At 49.8% G+C, this 18,864-nt stretch carries 16 protein-coding genes; 3 read left to right on the top strand and 13 right to left on the bottom strand.

Features of this window, described 5'->3' with window-relative positions; all coding sequences use genetic code 11:
- Positions 1–48: 48 nt before the first annotated feature.
- The 9 genes from nlpD to rppH all read right to left on the bottom strand — a co-directional run bounded on the left by nlpD (position 49) and on the right by rppH (position 8,559).
- Positions 49–1,026 carry a murein hydrolase activator NlpD gene (nlpD, locus tag AB3Y96_RS04180; RefSeq protein WP_081329641.1) on the bottom strand — a complete coding sequence of 326 codons (978 nt, stop codon included), beginning with the start codon at positions 1,024–1,026 and terminating at the stop codon, positions 49–51.
- Positions 1,027–1,434: 408 nt separating this feature from the next.
- A complete protein-coding gene (locus tag AB3Y96_RS04175) occupies positions 1,435–2,067 on the bottom strand; it encodes a protein-L-isoaspartate(D-aspartate) O-methyltransferase (protein WP_072310290.1) in 633 nt (210 codons plus the stop codon).
- Positions 2,061–2,822 carry a 5'/3'-nucleotidase SurE gene (gene surE / locus AB3Y96_RS04170; protein WP_367298559.1) on the bottom strand — a complete coding sequence of 254 codons (762 nt, stop codon included), beginning with the start codon at positions 2,820–2,822 and terminating at the stop codon, positions 2,061–2,063. Before surE ends, AB3Y96_RS04175 begins: the two co-directional genes overlap by 7 nt.
- Positions 2,803–3,849: a tRNA pseudouridine(13) synthase TruD gene (gene truD / locus AB3Y96_RS04165; RefSeq protein ID WP_072310292.1), complete on the bottom strand. Its 1,047-nt coding sequence runs from the start codon at positions 3,847–3,849 to the stop codon at positions 2,803–2,805. Before truD ends, surE begins: the two co-directional genes overlap by 20 nt.
- A gap of 3 nt (positions 3,850–3,852) precedes the next feature.
- On the bottom strand, positions 3,853–4,326 hold the full coding sequence (gene ispF / locus AB3Y96_RS04160; protein ID WP_025801560.1) for a 2-C-methyl-D-erythritol 2,4-cyclodiphosphate synthase: 474 nt from the start codon (positions 4,324–4,326) through the stop codon (positions 3,853–3,855).
- Positions 4,327–4,411: 85 nt separating this feature from the next.
- Positions 4,412–5,125 (bottom strand): 2-C-methyl-D-erythritol 4-phosphate cytidylyltransferase, encoded by a 714-nt coding sequence (ispD, locus tag AB3Y96_RS04155; RefSeq protein WP_367298558.1) that lies wholly within the window; start codon positions 5,123–5,125, stop codon positions 4,412–4,414.
- 117 nt (positions 5,126–5,242) lie between these two features.
- On the bottom strand, positions 5,243–5,587 hold the full coding sequence (gene ftsB, locus AB3Y96_RS04150; protein ID WP_072310295.1) for a cell division protein FtsB: 345 nt from the start codon (positions 5,585–5,587) through the stop codon (positions 5,243–5,245).
- 176 nt (positions 5,588–5,763) lie between these two features.
- Positions 5,764–8,010: a phosphoenolpyruvate--protein phosphotransferase gene (ptsP, locus tag AB3Y96_RS04145; protein WP_072310348.1), complete on the bottom strand. Its 2,247-nt coding sequence runs from the start codon at positions 8,008–8,010 to the stop codon at positions 5,764–5,766.
- Positions 8,011–8,022: 12 nt separating this feature from the next.
- Positions 8,023–8,559, bottom strand: coding sequence for an RNA pyrophosphohydrolase (gene rppH, locus AB3Y96_RS04140; protein WP_072310296.1), 537 nt, complete (start codon positions 8,557–8,559; stop codon positions 8,023–8,025).
- Between the two features lie 711 nt (positions 8,560–9,270).
- Between rppH and mutH the strand changes: the two genes are divergently transcribed.
- Together mutH and AB3Y96_RS04130 are read left to right on the top strand one after the other, a co-directional pair.
- Complete coding sequence (mutH, locus tag AB3Y96_RS04135; protein ID WP_130985331.1) at positions 9,271–9,957, top strand: DNA mismatch repair endonuclease MutH; 687 nt, start codon at positions 9,271–9,273, stop codon at positions 9,955–9,957.
- 100 nt (positions 9,958–10,057) lie between these two features.
- On the top strand, positions 10,058–10,774 hold the full coding sequence (locus AB3Y96_RS04130) for a TerC family protein (protein WP_072310297.1): 717 nt from the start codon (positions 10,058–10,060) through the stop codon (positions 10,772–10,774).
- A 51-nt stretch (positions 10,775–10,825) separates the two neighbouring features.
- Here AB3Y96_RS04130 and AB3Y96_RS04125 read toward each other — a convergent pair whose 3' ends face one another.
- Both AB3Y96_RS04125 and phoA read right to left on the bottom strand, forming a co-directional pair.
- Positions 10,826–11,662 (bottom strand): polysaccharide biosynthesis protein, encoded by an 837-nt coding sequence (locus AB3Y96_RS04125; RefSeq protein ID WP_072310298.1) that lies wholly within the window; start codon positions 11,660–11,662, stop codon positions 10,826–10,828.
- Between the two features lie 329 nt (positions 11,663–11,991).
- The gene (gene phoA / locus AB3Y96_RS04120) at positions 11,992–13,446 is read right to left on the bottom strand and encodes an alkaline phosphatase (RefSeq protein WP_367298557.1); all 1,455 of its coding nucleotides are present in this window, start codon (positions 13,444–13,446) and stop codon (positions 11,992–11,994) included.
- A gap of 258 nt (positions 13,447–13,704) precedes the next feature.
- On the opposite strand from phoA, the gene AB3Y96_RS04115 reads away from it, so the two are divergent.
- Positions 13,705–14,745, top strand: a complete 1,041-nt coding sequence (locus AB3Y96_RS04115) for an NADP(H)-dependent aldo-keto reductase (RefSeq protein WP_072310299.1) — start codon at positions 13,705–13,707, stop codon at positions 14,743–14,745.
- 45 nt (positions 14,746–14,790) lie between these two features.
- Here the strand turns inward: AB3Y96_RS04115 and lplT are convergent, their stop codons facing one another.
- Both lplT and aas read right to left on the bottom strand, forming a co-directional pair.
- Positions 14,791–15,999 carry a lysophospholipid transporter LplT gene (lplT, locus tag AB3Y96_RS04110; protein ID WP_072310300.1) on the bottom strand — a complete coding sequence of 403 codons (1,209 nt, stop codon included), beginning with the start codon at positions 15,997–15,999 and terminating at the stop codon, positions 14,791–14,793.
- Positions 15,996–18,164 carry a bifunctional acyl-ACP--phospholipid O-acyltransferase/long-chain-fatty-acid--ACP ligase gene (gene aas, locus AB3Y96_RS04105; RefSeq protein ID WP_367298556.1) on the bottom strand — a complete coding sequence of 723 codons (2,169 nt, stop codon included), beginning with the start codon at positions 18,162–18,164 and terminating at the stop codon, positions 15,996–15,998. The genes lplT and aas overlap by 4 nt, the downstream gene beginning before the upstream one ends.
- Between the last annotated feature and the right edge of the window lie 700 nt (positions 18,165–18,864).

Genomic DNA, 18,864 nt, shown 5'->3' with positions numbered 1-18,864 from the left:
GTACCCTACCCGTGATATTGCGGGCAGAATACAGCGATTCTGCCCCGACTATCGCTGCGGCAAGTAGCGCAGCGGGTTTACGGATTTCCCCTTGTAACGAATTTCAAAGTGCAATCTTACTGAGCTGGTTCCGGTGCTCCCCATGGTTGCAATTTTTTGACCCGCCTTAACCTCTTGTTGTTCCCGGACCAGCATCGTGTCGTTATGGGCATAGGCGCTCAGGTAGTCATCATTATGTTTAATGATGATCAGATTTCCGTAACCACGCAGCGCGTTGCCGGCGTATACCACACGGCCATCAGCCGTGGCGACCACCGACTGGCCGCGTGAACCCGCAATATCAACGCCTTTATTTCCACCTTCGGCAGAAGAGAAGTTGTCGATAACTTTACCGTCAGTAGGCCAGCGCCAGGTTCCTACTGGAGCACTGCTGCTTACGCTACTGGCTGACGAGCTCGGAACTGTAGCTGCAGCAGTCGTTGTCGCCGCTGTAGCCGTAGATGCAGGCAACATTTTGCCAACATTCTGTTTACCCGAATTGTCAGAATACGCTGTGGTTGATTGAGAATCAACACCTGTGCTCTTAATTTGACCACTTGATGGTTGCGTAGGGACTCCGCTGGTTCCATCATTAGCAGCTAGCATGCCACCGCTGTTGCTGTTGGCGTCTAATTTGATTGTTTGACCAACATTGAGGCTGTACGGCGCAGGTATATTGTTTTTCTCTGCAAGATCGCGGAAGTCATTTCCAGAGATCCAAGCAATATAAAAAAGTGTATCGCCGCGTTTTACGGTATAAGTGCCGCCGTTATAGCTTCCCTTCGGAATATTCTGATAGCTACGATTGTATACAATGCGTCCGCCGTCACCGGCCTGAGCCGTGCTGGTATTTCCACCATTTGACAGCATACGGCCATTGCCGCCGCCATTTACCGAGCTTATCGGCGCAGAACTATTATCTGACGAACAACCAGCCAACCATAAAGTAATCAAAGTACACGCCGCTACCTGGCGCCACTTCATCATCGGGCTTCCCATGCTCATGCTTCCCCCATGACAGCAAAATCAGCGATATCCAACATATTCAGTCTCTTATCCGTCTAAATTACCGGTAGCCACAGCTTCAAGTAACCAGAACTTTACGCGCTCTGAACCGACTAGCCCAACCATTGGGCTAGCGAAGAAATACCAAACAAGACAAAAAATCAGGCAAGGTCACGATCAAAAACCTCACCCGCTGCATTTAGTTTCCAACCATATACTGCAATTAGTCATGAATTGGACACTAAAAACAGAGTGCGGGTCAAATGCGAATCAATAAGAAAAATCATTATGTCGATTTAACATAGCAGATATGTTCTCGATTATTCGCCTTGATGCACAAAAACATAGCCGATGCCCGACGGTAAAAAATAGGGGGCATGGCTGAAAAAATCAGGCTAACTCACCCTGAACGAGTGGCACAAATCTCACAGGTTCAATCGACTCAACGGAGAAATCATTTCCACGCCGCTGCACGCAGCGTAGCTGCTGAGTTTTATCAAATTCACCTACTGGCAGAACCAAGCGTCCACCGTCGGCTAACTGCAACAGCAATGCCTCAGGGATTTCAGGCGGAGCAGCGGTAACAATAATCGCGTCAAACGGCCCGCGCGATGCCCACCCCTGCCAGCCGTCACCGTGACGCGTCGACACATTATGCAAATCAAGCTGCTTAAGACGTCTTTTAGCCTGCCACTGTAGGCTTTTAATCCGCTCAACCGAGAATACGTGTTGTACGAGATGTGCCAGTACCGCGGTTTGGTAGCCAGAACCGGTGCCAATTTCCAGCACCTTAGACTCTGGCCCAACGCGTAACAGCTCCGTCATACGCGCAACCATATAGGGTTGAGAGATAGTTTGGCCTAAGCCTATCGGTAAGGCCGTATTGTCGTAGGCCTTGTGAGACATGGCCTCATCAATGAATTTTTCACGCGGAACTTCAGCCATTGCTTTCAGTACCCGCTCATCACCGATCCCTTGCTGCATCAACTGCTGCAATAAGGTCAGCACACGTCTATCTACCATTCCTCACCGACCTTAGTCTGTTCAAGCCACGAAGAAAGCAAATCCTGCGCGTGATACGCGGTTAAGTCCACCTGTAAAGGCGTAATGGATACGTAACCTTGCTCAACGGCGGCAAAATCAGTATCAGGTCCCGCATCATGTTTCGCGCCCGGAGGTCCGATCCAATATAAATCACGGCCACGCAGATCATGCTGATGAATCACCTTATCAGCCGGATGCCGACTACCACAGCGCGTCACTTTAATGCCTTTAATCTGTGACAAAGGCAAATCAGGTACGTTCACATTGAGAATACGCCCCGTGCGTAAAGGGTGCGCAGCCAACCCCTTCAGCAGGCGGACAGTCACCTGAGCCGCCGTGTCGTAATGCTGAAAACCATTGAGTGAAACCGCCAGCGCAGGAAAACCTAAGTGTCGCCCTTCCATTGCCGCGGCCACGGTTCCCGAGTAAATCACATCGTCACCCAGATTAGGCCCGGCATTAATACCCGATACAACAATTTCTGGATGAGGCCGCATCAAGGCATTCACGCCCAGATAAACGCAGTCGGTCGGCGTACCGTCGATCACGCTAATATCACCGTTCGCCAAAGTATCAATACGTAGCGGCGACTCAAGCGTTAATGAATTTGAAGAAGCGCTGCGATTCCGATTAGGGGCAACGACCTGCACCTGAGCAAACTCACGCAGCGCTGCCGCTAATGTTTGTAGGCCCGGGGCCATCACGCCGTCGTCGTTACTCAGCAAGATCCGCATTAGGGTTTTCCTGATTAAACAACTCACGCACGATGCTGGTAGCAAAGCTGCCTGCCGGAAGCGCAAACTCAACTTCTACCGTAGCATCGTCCCACCATGACCAGCTCATCTCCTGCGGTTTGACCAGCATAGCGCGACGCGCGGACTCCACGCGCTCACGCTTAACCAGCGCCAGAAGATCGCCATATTCAGCAATCGCCTGTTGCTCAAACTCTGCGGCTAAATCACGCGTCCCTAGATCGTTATCGCCCGGCAACGCCGCTGTAATTTGTAACTCACCGCTGTCTGTTCGCTGCTGTAGGCTTTCTAGCTCTTCCGCATTCGCCACAAACCAACTACCACGGCCCGTTAACTGCATGGCATCACCCAGCATTACCTGACGTTGAGACCCCTGTTCCAAACGCTTATTCGCGATCTGGTTAAACATCGCACTGCGGGCAGCAGACAGGTAAAAACTGCGCTTGGGGCGCTCTCTGACCTGAATCTCATTACGTGACCACTTTGCGGCCTGAACCAAATTGTTACCACCGCGGCCAAAACGCTGAGCGCCAAAATAGTTTGGAGCGCCTTCCGAGGCAATGGCCTGCAAACGCTGCTCTACGTCATCGCGTTCGGTAATATGGCGCAGCACCAAGCGGAACGTATTGCCTTTCAGCGTACCAATGCGCAACTTGCGCAAATGGCGTGCGCTGCGTACCACTTGGCAGCCTTCTAAAATAAACTGACTCAAATCCGGTGATTCTTTACCCGGAAGATGTAGGCAGAACCACTGCTCGGTGACCGCATGACGATCTTTTAGGCCAGCGTAGCTCACCGAGCGCTGCGGAATTTTGGCAAATCGAGCCAAATTATCCGCAACAAACTGCGTGTTACAACCTTCCTTACGAATACGCACCAGCAGATGCTCACCTTCGCCGTCGGGCTCAAACCCCAAATCTTCCGAAACAAAGAAGTCTTCTGGAAACGCTTTTAAAACACCCGTTCCGCGTGGGCGTCCATGCAAATAATGCAGTGCATCAAAATCCACGCGTTACTCCTTAATCAACAGTGCAACAGCTTCACAGGCAATGCCTTCACCGCGGCCGGTAAAGCCCAATTTCTCTGTGGTCGTCGCTTTAACGTTGACATCATCCATATGGCACTCCAAATCTTCCGCCAAATTCACGCGCATCTGCGGAATGTGCGGCGCCATCTTTGGAGCCTGAGCAATAATCGTAATATCGAGATTGCCTAAACGATATCCTTTAGCACGAATACGGCGATAAGCCTCACGCAGAAGTTCACGGCTATCGGCACCTTTAAACGCAGGATCGGTATCAGGGAAAAGTTTACCGATGTCGCCCAGCGCAGCGGCGCCAAGCAGCGCGTCAGTAGCCGCATGCAGAGCAACGTCGCCGTCTGAATGCGCCAGCAAACCAAATTCGTAAGGGATACGCACGCCGCCAATGATTAGAGGGCCTTCGCCACCAAATTTATGAACATCAAAACCGTGGCCAATTCTCATCAAGCATTCTCCTTTGGAGGCAGTGGGGTAACGAAATAAAACATCGTTGAGTTATCGCAAGCGCAAAAAAACAAGCACAAAACGATTAAGTACGCTGGGATAAATAAAACTCAGCCAACGCAAAATCCTCTGGCCTTGTCACTTTAATATTATCAGAACGGCCAGACACCAGCAGCGGATGATAACCACAATATTCCAACGCCGATGCCTCATCTGTCACGTTAGCGCCTTCATTGAGCGCGCGTTCCAGACACATCATAAGCAATTCACGTGGGAAAAACTGGGGCGTCAGCGCATGCCATAGCGCTTCACGATCGACCGTATGCGCAATCGCGCAACAACAATCGCCCGTTTCTGCGCGTTTCATGGTGTCACGTACCGGCGCGGCAAGAATACCACCGACTTTAGAGGTATGGCGTAACGCCAAGAGCTGGCTGAGATCTTCTTGGTGTAAACACGGACGAGCAGCGTCATGTACCAATACCCATGAAGCATCCGTCGCCGCTTTTAAACCAGCAAAAACCGAATCTGCACGCTGGGCGCCGCCAAATACCACCTGAATACGGGGATCTTTTGCTAGCGGCAAATCGTTAAAATAGCCATCGTCAGGGCTGATAGAAACAATCACCCGCTCAACGTCAGCATGGCATAGCAACGCCGCAATCGAATGCTCAAGGATCGTTTTTCCCGCAATGGTCAAGTACTGCTTAGGGCAGGCCGAACGCATTCGGCTGCCAACGCCAGCCGCGGGTACAACGGCAACAATGGGGAGGAGTGTAGACACGTCAGGATCACTCATACTTATCAGTTTGTTCTTATCAAGATTATTGTAATGAAGATCATGGATATGACGTTAGGCCCAATGACATAACTAAACTAACGGACATGATGAGTGAACGAAAAACGGTGTTCGAGGCTAGTTTCGTGCCGTAGACGATGAGAACGAAGGCGCTGGGGAAGACTGAGTTGCCCCACCATTATGTTTTGCCTGTTCTGGAACCAGACGATAAAACGTTTCGCCAGGCTTTATCATACCAAGTTCATTGCGTGCGCGTTCCTCAATGGCTTCTTGCCCGCCATTTAGATCGTCAATTTCTGCAAAGAGTTGATCGTTACGAGATTTCAGCTTGCCATTATTAGCCTGCTGACTCGCAACATCTTCTTTTACGCGCACATAATCATGGATACCATTTTTGCCGATCCACAATGAATATTGCAGCCAGCCCAACAGTATCAATAATAATAGCGTTAGTTTACCCATTCACGCCCCCTGAAAAACCGCACAATCATCCCACAACTTTTAGCGAGACTCCACACTCAAGGGAAAATTACTGCGTTATACAGATTTCTCTTTATCAGATCCGTATAAGAAGAACTCATCACCGTGAATAGTTTAGGATTATTCATAAAAATTAGTTGGAAAATAAAACAAAATAATTACAAGCCACCGCGAATTAAGCCACCCAGACCACGTCTTTCCATAAAAGCAGCGGTGAGATGACGAACTTCAGTCGACATTTGAGTTTCCAGCACTCGCTGAACTAAAAAGCGAGCATCTTCCAACTCAATCGTCCGTAGCAGATATTTTATACGCGGAACGCTATGGCCATTCATGCTGAGATTTCGATAGCCCATACCGATCAATAACAGCGCCCCCATAGGATCGCCCGCCATTTCACCGCATACGCTAATCGGTAAATTCAGACGTTCACACTCATTAACCACTTGATTAAGAACGCGCAGCATAGCCGGATGCAGGCTGTCATACAGCGATGCCACCCGCGTATTATTGCGGTCAACGGCCAGCAGATATTGGGTTAAATCGTTGGTGCCCACCGAGATAAAATCTACGCGCTCGGCCAAAAACGGCAATAAGAAAATCAGCGATGGAACTTCGAGCATTACGCCGATGCGTGGTTTCGGCAATGCATAGCCGATCATCTCTTCCACTTCCCGCCCTGCTCGCTCAATCAGGCGTTTCGCCTCATCCACTTCGCTCAGGCTGGTTACCATCGGCAGCAAAATGTTTAAATTGCCGCTGGCCGCATTAGCACGCAGCATCGCACGCACTTGAACCAAGAAGATCTCTGGCTGATCGAGGGTGATCCTAATCCCACGCCACCCAAGGCTTGGATTCTCTTCGTTGATCGGCATATACGGTAGCTGTTTATCCGCACCAATATCCAGCGTACGCAGCGTTACAGGTTTATTGGGATTGATCTGCAACATCCCTTGGTATTGCGCAACCTGTTCTTCTTCCGATGGGAAACCGCTTTGCAACATGAACGGTATTTCTGTGCGGTATAAACCAACCCCATCAACGCGGCTATCCTGACGTTGCTCATGTTCCGCACTCAAACCGGCGTTGAGCATAACCTGCACGCGTTCACCACTTTTTAGCTGAGCGGGTTTTTCGGCGTCGTCTTCCGCCATTTTGCTGAGCGCGATCTCTTCATTCACCAAGCGCTGATATTCATGCACCAACACAGGATCCGGTGCAACCAACACCTCACCGCGATAGCCATCAACGATCAGCTGACGCTCATGCAATAACGCAGGCTGAATATCAGCTCCCATCACCGTCGGCACGCCCATGGCACGTACCAGAATGGCAGCATGCGAGTTTGCCGCACCGTCACGCACCACCACGCCGAGCATCCGCTCCTGCGGAACCTCAGCCAAAAGCGTCGCGGTGAGCTCATCAGCGACCAGAATAAAACGATCTGGCCATTGGTTAATGCCGGTCGCGTTATCATCGAGATGGAAAAGCAAACGCTGCCCAAGGGCACGCAGATCGCTGGCACGCTCACGCATATAAGGATCTTGCAAACTGGCAAACTGTTCGGCAAAGCGCTCAATTACCTGCTTGACCGCCCATTCAGCGACGGATCCCGCGTCGATCTCATTCATGAGCTCGCGTTTAAGCCGCGCGTCATTGATCAAATGCGAATAGAGATCGAAGATGGCCGCGCTGTCTTTCTGCGAATTGGCCGTAAAACGTTTACTGAAGCGACGAAACTCTGCCGCCGCCTCTTCCAAGGCCTGCGTCAAACGCTCGCGCTCGCTGGCGCTGTCTAGGGTGGAAGCTTGGTAGACATGTTCAAGCGAAGGCTGGCTAACATCCATCCAACCTTCACCCACGGCAATTCCGGGAGAGGCGGCGATCGCACGGATCCTGCTCTGCCGCAGCTTGCCAAACAAACCGTTAAGCTGGGTTTGAGAAAGGATCCCAGCCAGCTGAGTCGCCAGCGTCACCAAAAACGACTCTTCGGTTTCATTAAATTGGCGAGACTCACGCTGCTGTACGGCAAGAACACCGAGCAGCTGGCGGCGATAAATCATCGGCACGCCAAGAAAAGCGCGGTAGCGCTCCTCTTTTACTTTGGGAACATATTTAAAACTGGGATGGCTCGGTGCGTCCGCTAAGTTAATTGGCTCGGCCAAACGCCCCACTAATCCAACGATGCCTTCGTCAAAAGCTAACGTCACCACACGCCCGCGCGGCTTTTTCAAACCACGCGTCGCCATCAGGTAATAGCATTGACGATCGTTATCAGCCAAATAGATCGAACAAACTTCCGTATCCATTGCCTGACACGTCTCATCAACCAGCACTTCCAATGCATCAGTCAGACTGGTGGCCGCAGCCACCTTCTCAACGATTTCCCGCAAACGCGTGAGCATGATTAAAGCCACTTAACCTCTTTTACGGCGATAAGCAGGAGATGGTGGGCGCGTCGTGGGCGGCAACACTTCCTGTAATGGCATGACCACGGGCGAAAATTCTTTCATCACCCGACGATAGACATCACGTTTAAATGAGACAACCTGGCGCACCGGATACCAAAAACTGACCCAGCGCCAGCCGTCAAATTCAGGCGTACTACTTCTTTGCATGTTGATTTCAGACTCATTGCACATTAATTGCAATAAGAACCAACGCTGCTTTTGGCCGATACACACCGGCTTTGTATCCCAACGCACCAAACGTTTAGGTAATTTATAGCGTAACCAGTTACGGGTTGATGCAAGAATTTTAACGTCCTTTCGCCCCAGACCCACTTCCTCAAACAGTTCGCGGTACATCGCCTGTTCGGCGGTTTCTCCAGGATTAATTCCCCCTTGAGGAAACTGCCAAGAGTTCTGACCAAAGCGACGGGCCCAAAGTACTTGCCCCTGCCGATTACAGATTACGATACCCACGTTCGGGCGGTAGCCATCATCATCGATCACTGGACTACCTCAATAGCAAATTCGCAAGATGGGCTGATTGTTTCACACTCCCCTGTGGTGGTAAACCACCGCATTAAATCGGGCAAAAAACGGATAACATTGGGATAACTCACAGATTCATCCATAGTTATAAACATTGTTCGCTCCACAACATCGTTTTTATTCACTTTTTCTGTGGATATATTTGTGTAGAACTTCAGGGGAAGTGATGTAAACCTTTGGATAGCTCAAAACAACCTGTTTTACACATCCTGACATTAATCTTATATATCAGTAAAATAGGCATAACCAATCATATCACTAATAAGCAAAAATGTGAGCTATGCACGGTTTGGATCTTAGCTTGTTCAAAGATCGTCCAATGGCGATTTTATCCACAGCTTATTCGCCAAACTTGCACACTGAGACGGCAATTTCCCAAAAAACCCCCTACGTCAAGCCTGTAAATCAAACCAGTGATCGGTAAATAAATGGGTTATCCCAAAAATCTGTGGATAAATAGGTGTAAGATCCTGTTCATTGTCGGTGTCTAGTCTTGCACAACAAATTTTTGAAATTGCCGCAAAAAAGAAAATTTCGATAATTTCTTATATGAATCATGGTATTATTTCCGGCTCGGTGCAAATAACTCGGCGCCAAATTTTACTCACAGCATGCAGCTCATTTTTTAACCAACTTGTGAGTTCTGGTAAAATTAGTGAAATTTCAACGATGACAACACCTCAACTGCCCACCACCACGCCTGAAAATGTGCAACAACTGTTAAACCGCGCCCAGTCACTGGCCGGTTATACATTGGGTGAACTCGCGGCTAGAGCGAACATCGCTATTCCACGCGATTTGAAACGGGATAAGGGTTGGGTTGGCATGCTGTTAGAGTTGTACCTCGGTGCCAGCGCGGGTAGTAAGCCTGAGCAAGACTTCCCCGAGATAGGCGTTGAGCTCAAGACAATCCCCATCGACAGCCGCGGAAAACCATTAGAAACCACCTTCGTTTGCGTGGCTCCTTTAACAGGAAACAGCGGCATAACGTGGGAGTCGAGCCATGTTCGTCACAAACTACAGCGCGTGCTGTGGATCCCTGTCGAAGGCGAACGGCAAATTCCACTGGAACAACGTCGAGTCGGTAGCCCGCTGCTGTGGACGCCCAACGAAGAAGAAAACGAGCAGCTCAAGCGCGATTGGGAAGAATTGATGGATATGATCGTGTTAGGTAAAGTCGAGCGCATTACCGCTCGTCACGGCGAAGTATTACAAATCAGGCCTAAAGCGGCCAATAGCCGCGCGTTAACCGAAGCCACTGGCGAACATGGGGAACCTATACTCACGCTCCCACGCGGTTTTTACCTCAAGAAAAACTTCACCGCAGCCCTGCTCGCACGCCACTTTCTGCTATAACGTAAAACTCACCTCAGCATTTCACTACGTTCATAGGATCCCTGAACGGTCAAGAAAGCGTATAATCTTCGTTTATCGTTTATTTAGGTAGTACTGAGTCATGTTTGAATGGATTGTGGATCCCAATGCCTGGTTAGCGCTCGGCACGCTGACTATTCTAGAAATCGTCCTTGGCATTGATAACATTATTTTCTTATCTCTGGTTGTCGCCAAACTTCCTAAAGCACAGCAAAACAAAGCCCGCCGCATCGGCCTGCTGGCCGCCATGGGGATGCGTTTATGCTTGCTAGCTTCGATTGCGTGGGTTGTGCGCTTAACACACCCGCTCTTTAGCGCGTTCGGTCATGCCGTTTCCACGCGCGACCTGATTTTGCTGTTAGGTGGTTTGTTCCTGATTTATAAGGCGATAAAAGAGATCCACGAGACCATCGAGGGCGGTGGCGAAGACATCACCACCAACGTCCATTCGTTTTTAGGTGCCATCGTGCAAATCATGCTGCTAGATATTATCTTCAGCTTGGATTCGGTGATTACCGCCGTCGGTCTTTCAGATCATCTCTTTATTATGATGGCGGCCGTGGTGATTGCCGTAGGCGTGATGATGTTTGCCGCTCGCCCAATCGGCGAATTTGTGGCCCGCCATCCATCGGTAAAAATGTTGGCGCTATCCTTCCTGATACTGGTTGGCTTTACCCTGATCCTAGAAAGCTTCGGCATACATGTCCCCAAAGGCTACATCTATTTTGCGATGTTCTTCTCGATGACGGTTGAAGCGCTGAACTTGCTGCGTAGCAAAAAAGAACAAAGCAGCGATTAATATCAGATTATTCATACATAAATAAAAAAGGAGAACTCTCGTTCTCCTTTTTTATTTGCCTAATCGGTCACAGTCTTTCTTATCCATTACAAAGATATGTTCGAGCTGGTCAACATGATATACGTACATGATTTTCATATTGTAATGACGAATCCCTTTCTCATTGCAGTGCGCAATAAAGTCATCTTTGGCATGTTTGGCTAAAGTGCTTTCAATCGGCTCATCCGATGGCGGAATAACACGGAAAACAAACACCAGCGTTTTCCCTTCCAGCCTGACCCGACGCAGCTTAAACATACTGTCCGGAGTATCAGCCTGCGGAGTCGCATCCACATAGCGTTTCAGCATTTCGCGACGATATTCAATCCATTGCAACGGATCTTCTTTTTTCTTTTCAATCCAACGAAACGCATATCCGCTGCTCAGTAAAGCCGCCAGTAGAGCAATTAAACACAATAACCCGATAGGCTTGCACCTGCGCTGCGCCAGCCACAGTGGCCTTTCGAGGCCACGATGGAGTTGGGTATTCGCCACGACACCCAATAAAAAGAATAACGAAAACAATGTCGATATAACGAGATTAAACGTCGTGCCATCAATAAATAAATACAATAGCATGGTATGAAAAACAGCAAATAATATCCAACTACATATCATTGGATATTTAAACATACCAAGAAGTAAAAGAAGTGTGACGGGACCATACACCAGACAAGCAATACGATAGGCATTTTCGTGCATGCTTTCTGGATACACCAATACCGTTAGTAAGGTAATAAATACAACACTTGCTGCAGCCATTATCCCGCAAAGCCGATAGAAACGGAGATGTTCCCCGACTTCACTTTCAACAAGGGATTGTTTATCTGCTGGACTATTTTCTTTCATAAGATAACGCGCAACACATACTGCCGATGAAAATACTTATAGCCAAAACATAGCATGCAATAAGGTATTACCGCAGAGTTACTTTATCTAAATACTATCTATTTTTAGGGGAGGCCCCATGAAACTCCCCCCTCCCCACCGTTAAATAGAGATGGCCCCCCATCCTATCTCCGATACTTATCTTTATATAATAAGGATATACCCAAAATAATTCGAGTTACATCGAGGCGGCAAGTGAGCGAATCCCGATGAACTTACTCAAGTCAGTGATTCGGGTGAGTGAGCGCAGCCAACAAAGATACAGCTTGAAGTATGATGGGTATAAACAGTTACTTAATCCCCATCGCATCGCGCATGGTAAAGAACAAATCGGTTTGATCGGTCAGGCCAACGACGTTACCCGCATGTGGCCCATAGGCCGCGACACGTAGCTGAGTGCCGGTATGCTCCTGTGAATCACCTTCAGAATTACCGTAGCTAATCGCCATCACCGCGCCATCTTTGGTGGTTAACGCCTGAGTTAACCCCGGCGCTTTGCTATCAGGTGCAATAATCTGGCTTGAATGGGCATGGTCTGCGGTCACAATCACCAAGGTATTACCGTCTTTGCGCGCAAATTCTAATGCTTTTTGCACCGCTTCATCTAAATCAACGGTTTCACCAAATTGCCCACAGGGGTTGGCAGCATGATCTTGTTTATCGATCGATGCACCTTCCACCTGCAAGAAGAAACCTTTTGGATTCTTATCTAACAACGAAATCGCTTTTTCAGTCATCTGTGCCAGCGTCGGCGTGGAAGCGCTGCGTTCAGGATTAACGCTACAGGTTACCGGCGCGCTATCCAGATTCCCATGATAGGTCGCTTTTGGCCCCTGCCAGCGTACCGGCATATTGCCATCAGAAAAGAGCCCCAGAACTGGTTTTTGCTGGTCTGCGACACTTAGTTTGTTTAGCGCATCTAGATTCGTAACCACCTGATAACCCAGTCCTTCGGCCTGCTGCATCAACGTTTTGTCTTTCCAATCGCCTGAATTTGCCGTTTCAGAGAACGTTTTAGCGCCCCCGCCCAGCGTTACGTCGGCACGGGTTTTTAACAGCTGCTCGGAAATAGAGCCTTCACCGCCATTTTCCAACGCATTCCCCGGACACAGCTCCAGCGTTTTACTTGGACCATAGCATTTACGTGAGGTTACGTGAGATGCCTGTGCCGCTGGCGTGGCATCCTGCAGCTCAGCCGTTGAGACGTTACCCGTGGCTTTTCCCGCCGCTTTCGCCATCTCTAATAAGGTGCGATGAGACTTACCGTTCACGTCCACGCCCAGAGCTCCATTGTAGGTTTTTACACCGGTGCTCCACGCGGTCGCTGATGCCGCTGAATCCGTAACATAGTCGGGTTTATGGGTTTTCTTATCTAAAGAGTAATGCGTGTATTGCCCCGTCAGCGGCAACGCATCGATCCCTTTAAATTGACCGCCAGCGCCTTCGGCATAGTTACGCGCCGAGGTAATCTCAGAATCCCCCATGCCGTCGCCAATCAACAAAATGACATTTTTGGCCGTTTTATTGCTCAAAGAGGCAATTAGCGCAGTGGTTTGATCCTGCGTCATGCGTCGCGCACCACCAAACTGAGTGATATCTCCTTGGGCTGCACGCGCCGTTAAATCGGCTAGTGCCGGATTAGCCGCCTGCGCCGGTGGCATCAACATCATTAGGCTTAACATAGACAACGAAAAAATTTTATTAGAGGCCACTTCACTATCTCCTTGTAAATAAATACTCTGCATATACGCGTCGTGCTTCAAGATGCAGGCAGTATAAGAAGCCTTAGTGAAGGTTTTGTGACGGAGTTGTTCTAGAAATATGACAATGTGGCGTAACCTCGAAATATTGGGGTAGATATATACCCAAAATAATTGGAGTTGGAGTTGCTTCAAGTATGAAGGGTATAGGCCCGCATAATCTTGCTAAAGTAGTAGCAGAAATAAATGAGGATGACGTTCCATCCTCTAAGAACACGTTCCATCTATGAAGGATGCTCAGCTATGCAATATCACCGCATTCCACACAGCTCGCTGGAAGTTAGCGAACTGGGCTTAGGAACCATGACGTTCGGGGAACAAAACAGCGAAGCTGATGCCCACGCTCAACTCGATCTGGCAATTGCCAGCGGAATTAACCTGATTGATACTGCAGAAATGTATCCGGTGCCGCCTCGCCCAGAAACTCAAGGTCTGACCGAGGCCTATATTGGCAGTTGGCTTGCCAAACGAGGCAACCGTGAAAAAATTGTGCTGGCGACCAAAATCACCGGCCCTGTGCGCAACAACGACAGCAGTATTCGTCCTGAACAAGCCCTCGACCGTAAAAATATCCGCGCTGCGCTGGATGCCAGCTTAAAGCGACTCAATACCGACTATATCGATCTTTACCAGCTACATTGGCCACAGCGACCAACCAACTGCTTTGGCCAGCTTGGTTATCGCTATACCGAACAGAAGCCTGCCGTCACTATTCTAGAAACCTTAGAAGCTCTTTCTGAACAAGTTCGTGCGGGTAAAATTCGTTACATCGGGGTTTCTAACGAAACGCCTTGGGGCGTCATGCGCTACCTACAGCTGGCGGAAAAACACGATCTGCCACGTATCGTTTCCATCCAAAATCCCTACAGCTTGCTCAATCGCAGCTTTGAAGTGGGATTAGCTGAAATCAGCCAATATGAAGGCGTTGAGCTGCTGGCCTATTCCTGCTTAGGCTTCGGCACTTTAAGCGGCAAATACCTCAATGGGGCGAAACCCGCGACGGCGCGTAATACGCTGTTTAGCCGCTTCACTCGCTACACCAGCAAACAAACCGAAGGTGCCGTCGCCGAATATGTCGCACTGGCGAAAAAACATGGGTTAGATCCCGCGCAGATGGCATTGGCGTTTGTGCGTCAGCAGCCATTTGTGTCCAGCACCTTGCTGGGCGCAACCACGCTGGAACAGTTGAAGAGTAATATTGAAAGCAGAAATTTGGTGCTAAACGAAGATGTGTTGAAGGCTATTGATGAAATTCATAGCCGGTTTACTTATCCGGCACCGTAAGCGCGAAAACAGCCCTCCCTTTACCGGGAGGGCACTTAAAGCATTTTAAATTCCACGCTTTCTACGCACAACGTCCCATCCCCAGACGCCCGCGATTGCCAAAGCAAAAACAACGCCGAAGCCCACGCCGATACCCACAACCGGGACACCGATTTTTACCACCAGCGAATACAGACCAAGCATCAGCAGCATGGCGGTGTTTTCACCCAGATTCTGTACCGCGATAGCATTACCCGCGCCTACGCTGTGTCTTCCACGCTCTTGCAGCAACGCATTTAGCGGCACCACAAAGAAACCGCCGCAAATCCCTACCAGCACGAGCAACGCATAAGAAACCGATGGGCTACTTTGCATCGCAAACCATGCCACCACGACGCCAATCAAAACGCCCGCAGGCAAACAGCGTTTCACCGTACTGAGCGTCACAAGTTTGGCCGCTGCCGCTGCACCAATCACAATCCCCACCGCAACCATTGCATTCAGCAAGGTTGGCGTGGTGTTATCCGTGATGTTCAGCACCACCGGCACCCACAGCACTAACAGAAAACGCAGCGTAACGCCTGCGCCCCAGAATAGGCTGGTGCCAATTAACGAGAAACGTGCTTCCTGATTGTTCCATAACACCCGACATGCATTGCCGAAGATCGACACCATACGGGCAGGGTTCCATGATTTCGCAGGATGCGCCGCATTCAGCTTCGGGATAAACCAGTTCGCTGCCACCGCCGCGCCATAAACCAATACGCACAGCGCCAATGCCGCGATCACATTGAGATCCGCCATCATGCCGCCAGCCACCGACCCAATGAGGATCGCCGCGATCGTGGAGGCCTCCATCAATCCGTTGGCTTTCACCAACTGATCGCCGCTGGTGATCTCGCCAAGAATGCCGTATTTAGCCGGAGAATATGCCGCAGCACCAATACCCACGAGGGTATATCCCAAGAACGGATTAAAGCCAAAACAGATAACCAACGCGCCCAACAGTTTCAGCGCATTGGCAACCATCATAACTCGCCCTTTGGAGAAGCTGTCGGCAAACTGCCCCACAAACGGGGCTAGAATGATATAAGTCGCCACAAACGCCATCTGTAAAACCGGCTGACTCCAATCAGGATAGAGCTGCTGTTTGATCACCGCGAGGGTGGCAAACAACAGCGCATTATCACCAAACGCCGAGAAAAACTGCGCCAGAATCACCGCCTTCATGCTGCGGTTTAACAACGGCGCTGTCGGACTTACTGCATCACTCATGCTGTTTCTCCGGTTGCTGTCTCTTTGTTCTCGGCCATTTGGCGTAGGGTAACGAAATCAATTTTCCCGCTCCCTAATACCGGCAACGGTTTAAGGAAACGAATATCGCGTGGCACAGCAAGTTCTGGCACACCGCTTTCACGCGCCTGTTTTAACAGGCGGTCACGGCTTAATTCAGCATCGGTCGTAAACAACACCAACGCTTCGCCTTTGCTGCTGTCACTGCGCGATGACGCCGCATGTTCATGATCGGGAGACACTTTTAAGGCCAACTGCTCCACGCTTTCCAGCGATACCATTTCTCCCGCTAACTTAGCGAAGCGCTTAACTCGCCCACGGATAACGCAATAGCCTCTATCATCTAACGTAACTACGTCGCCGGTGTCATACCAACCCGCTTCCATCACGCCGTCAGCATTTTCCGCCTGTGGAACTTCCAGCACGCCTGGATTCTCGACCCGCAGATAGCCTTTCATAATATTTGGCCCGCGCAGCTGCAAACGCCCACCCTGCTCTATGCCGGTCATCTTCATTAAGCGGGCTTCCATCGATGGCAAAATTCGACCAACGCTGCCGACTTTCGTCGACATTGGCACGTTAATCGCCACCACCGGCGCACACTCGGTCACGCCATAGCCTTCCAGAATGCGAATGCCAAATTTGTCCTGCCAAACCTGCGCCGTATGTGGCGATAGCTTCTCAGCGCCAGCCACCACGTAACGCAAGCGAGCAAAATCATAAGGATGAGCAAAACGCGCATAGTTGCCCAAGAACGTCGAGGTGCCAAACAGCACGGTACAGTTACGATCGTAGACCAGCTCCGGCACTACGCGATAATGCAAAGGGCTTGGATAGAGGAAAACGCGGCTGCCGGTCATCAACGGCGTGAACAAACCAACGGTCAAACCAAAGGCATGGAACAACGGTAAAGCCGACATGAAACGGTCTGCGGGCGTGAAGTCAGCCACGGTACGAATTTGCTCAACGTTAGCCATCAGGCTAGCGTGAGAATGCACCACGCCCTTCGGATAACCTTCAGAGCCTGAGGTAAACAGGATCAGCGCGGCGTCATCCGGCTTTTGCGGTAGCATCGCGCGTTCAGGACGCAGCAGATGTTTGATAATCCAAATTTTATCATCGCGCGTTACGGTATCTTTCAGATCTTCCAGATAGACCCAGTTAGCCTCGGTTACCTGCTCAGGCAAATGCGTCAGCTTGCCTTTTTCCAAAAACTGGCGAGACGTTACGATAGTTTTGATGTTGGCAGCCAGCATGGCATTCTTCACGCCGTTCACGCCCGCGGTATAGTTCAACAACGCAGGGACGCGGTTACGCATCGTGGCACCAATAATGGCTGCGGCGGTAACCGTTGCGTTTGGCAACAGCATGCCAACGTGTTCACCTTGCGCGGTGAATCGCTCGAGAATACGGCTCACCCCCAGCGATTTTTTCAATAACGTACGGTAGCTATCTTCTTTAAAAGAGACGTCTTCGATAATAGGTTTGGAAGCACCATAGCGCGTCATCGCCGCCAGCAGGCCTTGATATAACGTATGTTGTGGCTGGGAATCCATGCGCGCCTTCATCATGATGTCATGCAGACGCTCACCGGCTAACAAACGACGGTCGCGCGCACGCGGTGCTTCAGGCATGGCTAAATGCGTTGGCGGCAAAATGTGAATACTAATCTGTGGGAACCAACGGGTCTTGAACAGCCCGCGTAGACGACCAAACGGCGTAAACTCCGCGCCTTCGATTCGAACAGGAATAATCGCCGCGCCTGAACGTGCCGCCACAAACGCGGCTCCGTCATAAATCTTCATCATCGAACCAGTCACGGTGATACGCCCTTCTGGGAAAATCACCACCGGACGCCCCTGCTCAACCATACGGATCAGATGTTTAATCGCCATTGGCTTAGTGGGATCGAGCGCCACAATATCCACATACTTACTGATAAAACGCATATAGCGGCTATCAGCAATCGAGCTATAAACGGCAAACACTGGCCTAATGGGCAAATAAAGCGCCATTAAAACACCGTCTAAAAATGAGACGTGATTGGGGGTAATAAGCAATTTTTCATGCTTGAAGGAGTGCTCAAGACCCGTAATTTTTATGCGGAATATCAAGCGGAAAAAAGCGCGGAAAAAACGGAAAACCATACACATCTCCCTATGTTCAAAGGTTATACGCAATAAGTATTACGTACATTTTCATTGAGCATACTAAAGCCCTGATATTTTTTCAGGAAACAGATGAGAAATAATCATAATTTAAGAATAACTAACAGCCGTCGAGGCGGAGGCGTACAGGAATTTGGGGTAAAAAAAACCTACGCATCTGCGTAGGTCGGTGTAATTTATTGGCTCAGTAGCAAATGCACTGAAAAACCCACCAATCAATACCTCTGGGATGGCTAATGTAGAAGACATTCGGCTGCATCACTATGCATTTATCGCAAGATAACCATTCAAAATGCAACGATATGTAAATTACCTTTCAAACCCGAAACACCTCAGGTCAATGTGAGAAAAACCGTGGGGAAAACCGTGGGGAAAATGTGCAAAGCTGCCAACGCAGCAGTCGCTTCAAATACACCAAATTTCCCCAAAGTATTTGGCGTTGCGGCAAGGCGGCAAGAGAGTGAAGCCCGATGAACTTACATCAATAAGTGATTTGGGTGAACGAACGCTGCCAACGCAGCGGCAGCTTCAAATACACCAAACTTCCCCAAAGTATTTGGCGTTGCGGCAAGGCGGTAAGAGAGTGAAGCCCGATGAGCTTACATCAGTAAGTGATTTGGGTGAACGAACGCTGCCAACGCAGCGGCAGCTTCAAAGACGCAGGGGAAGCAAAAAAAAA

The organism is Hafnia alvei (assembly GCF_964063325.1).
In the GTDB taxonomy this organism is placed as follows: Bacteria; Pseudomonadota; Gammaproteobacteria; order Enterobacterales; family Enterobacteriaceae; genus Hafnia; species Hafnia alvei_B.
Note: the sequence above shows the minus strand (reverse complement) of the source record. Positions and strands in the feature narration are given on the sequence as shown.

Bases quoted from the DNA above. Each gene is read 5' to 3' on its own strand.
- AB3Y96_RS04175 (WP_072310290.1), bottom strand. From the start codon at position 2,067: ATGGTAGATAGACGTGTGCTGACCTTATTGCAGCAGTTGATGCAGCAA.
- ptsP (WP_072310348.1), bottom strand. From the start codon at position 8,010: ATGCTCACGCGTTTGCGGGAAATCGTTGAGAAGGTGGCTGCGGCCACC.
- nlpD (WP_081329641.1), bottom strand. From the start codon at position 1,026: ATGATGAAGTGGCGCCAGGTAGCGGCGTGTACTTTGATTACTTTATGG.
- AB3Y96_RS04125 (WP_072310298.1), bottom strand. From the start codon at position 11,662: ATGAAAGAAAATAGTCCAGCAGATAAACAATCCCTTGTTGAAAGTGAA.
- aas (WP_367298556.1), bottom strand. From the start codon at position 18,164: ATGGTTTTCCGTTTTTTCCGCGCTTTTTTCCGCTTGATATTCCGCATA.
- ispF (WP_025801560.1), bottom strand. From the start codon at position 4,326: ATGAGAATTGGCCACGGTTTTGATGTTCATAAATTTGGTGGCGAAGGC.
- ispD (WP_367298558.1), bottom strand. From the start codon at position 5,125: ATGAGTGATCCTGACGTGTCTACACTCCTCCCCATTGTTGCCGTTGTA.
- lplT (WP_072310300.1), bottom strand. From the start codon at position 15,999: ATGAGTGATGCAGTAAGTCCGACAGCGCCGTTGTTAAACCGCAGCATG.
- phoA (WP_367298557.1), bottom strand. From the start codon at position 13,446: ATGCAGAGTATTTATTTACAAGGAGATAGTGAAGTGGCCTCTAATAAA.
- AB3Y96_RS04115 (WP_072310299.1), top strand. From the start codon at position 13,705: ATGCAATATCACCGCATTCCACACAGCTCGCTGGAAGTTAGCGAACTG.
- ftsB (WP_072310295.1), bottom strand. From the start codon at position 5,587: ATGGGTAAACTAACGCTATTATTATTGATACTGTTGGGCTGGCTGCAA.
- AB3Y96_RS04130 (WP_072310297.1), top strand. From the start codon at position 10,058: ATGTTTGAATGGATTGTGGATCCCAATGCCTGGTTAGCGCTCGGCACG.
- mutH (WP_130985331.1), top strand. From the start codon at position 9,271: ATGACAACACCTCAACTGCCCACCACCACGCCTGAAAATGTGCAACAA.
- surE (WP_367298559.1), bottom strand. From the start codon at position 2,822: ATGCGGATCTTGCTGAGTAACGACGACGGCGTGATGGCCCCGGGCCTA.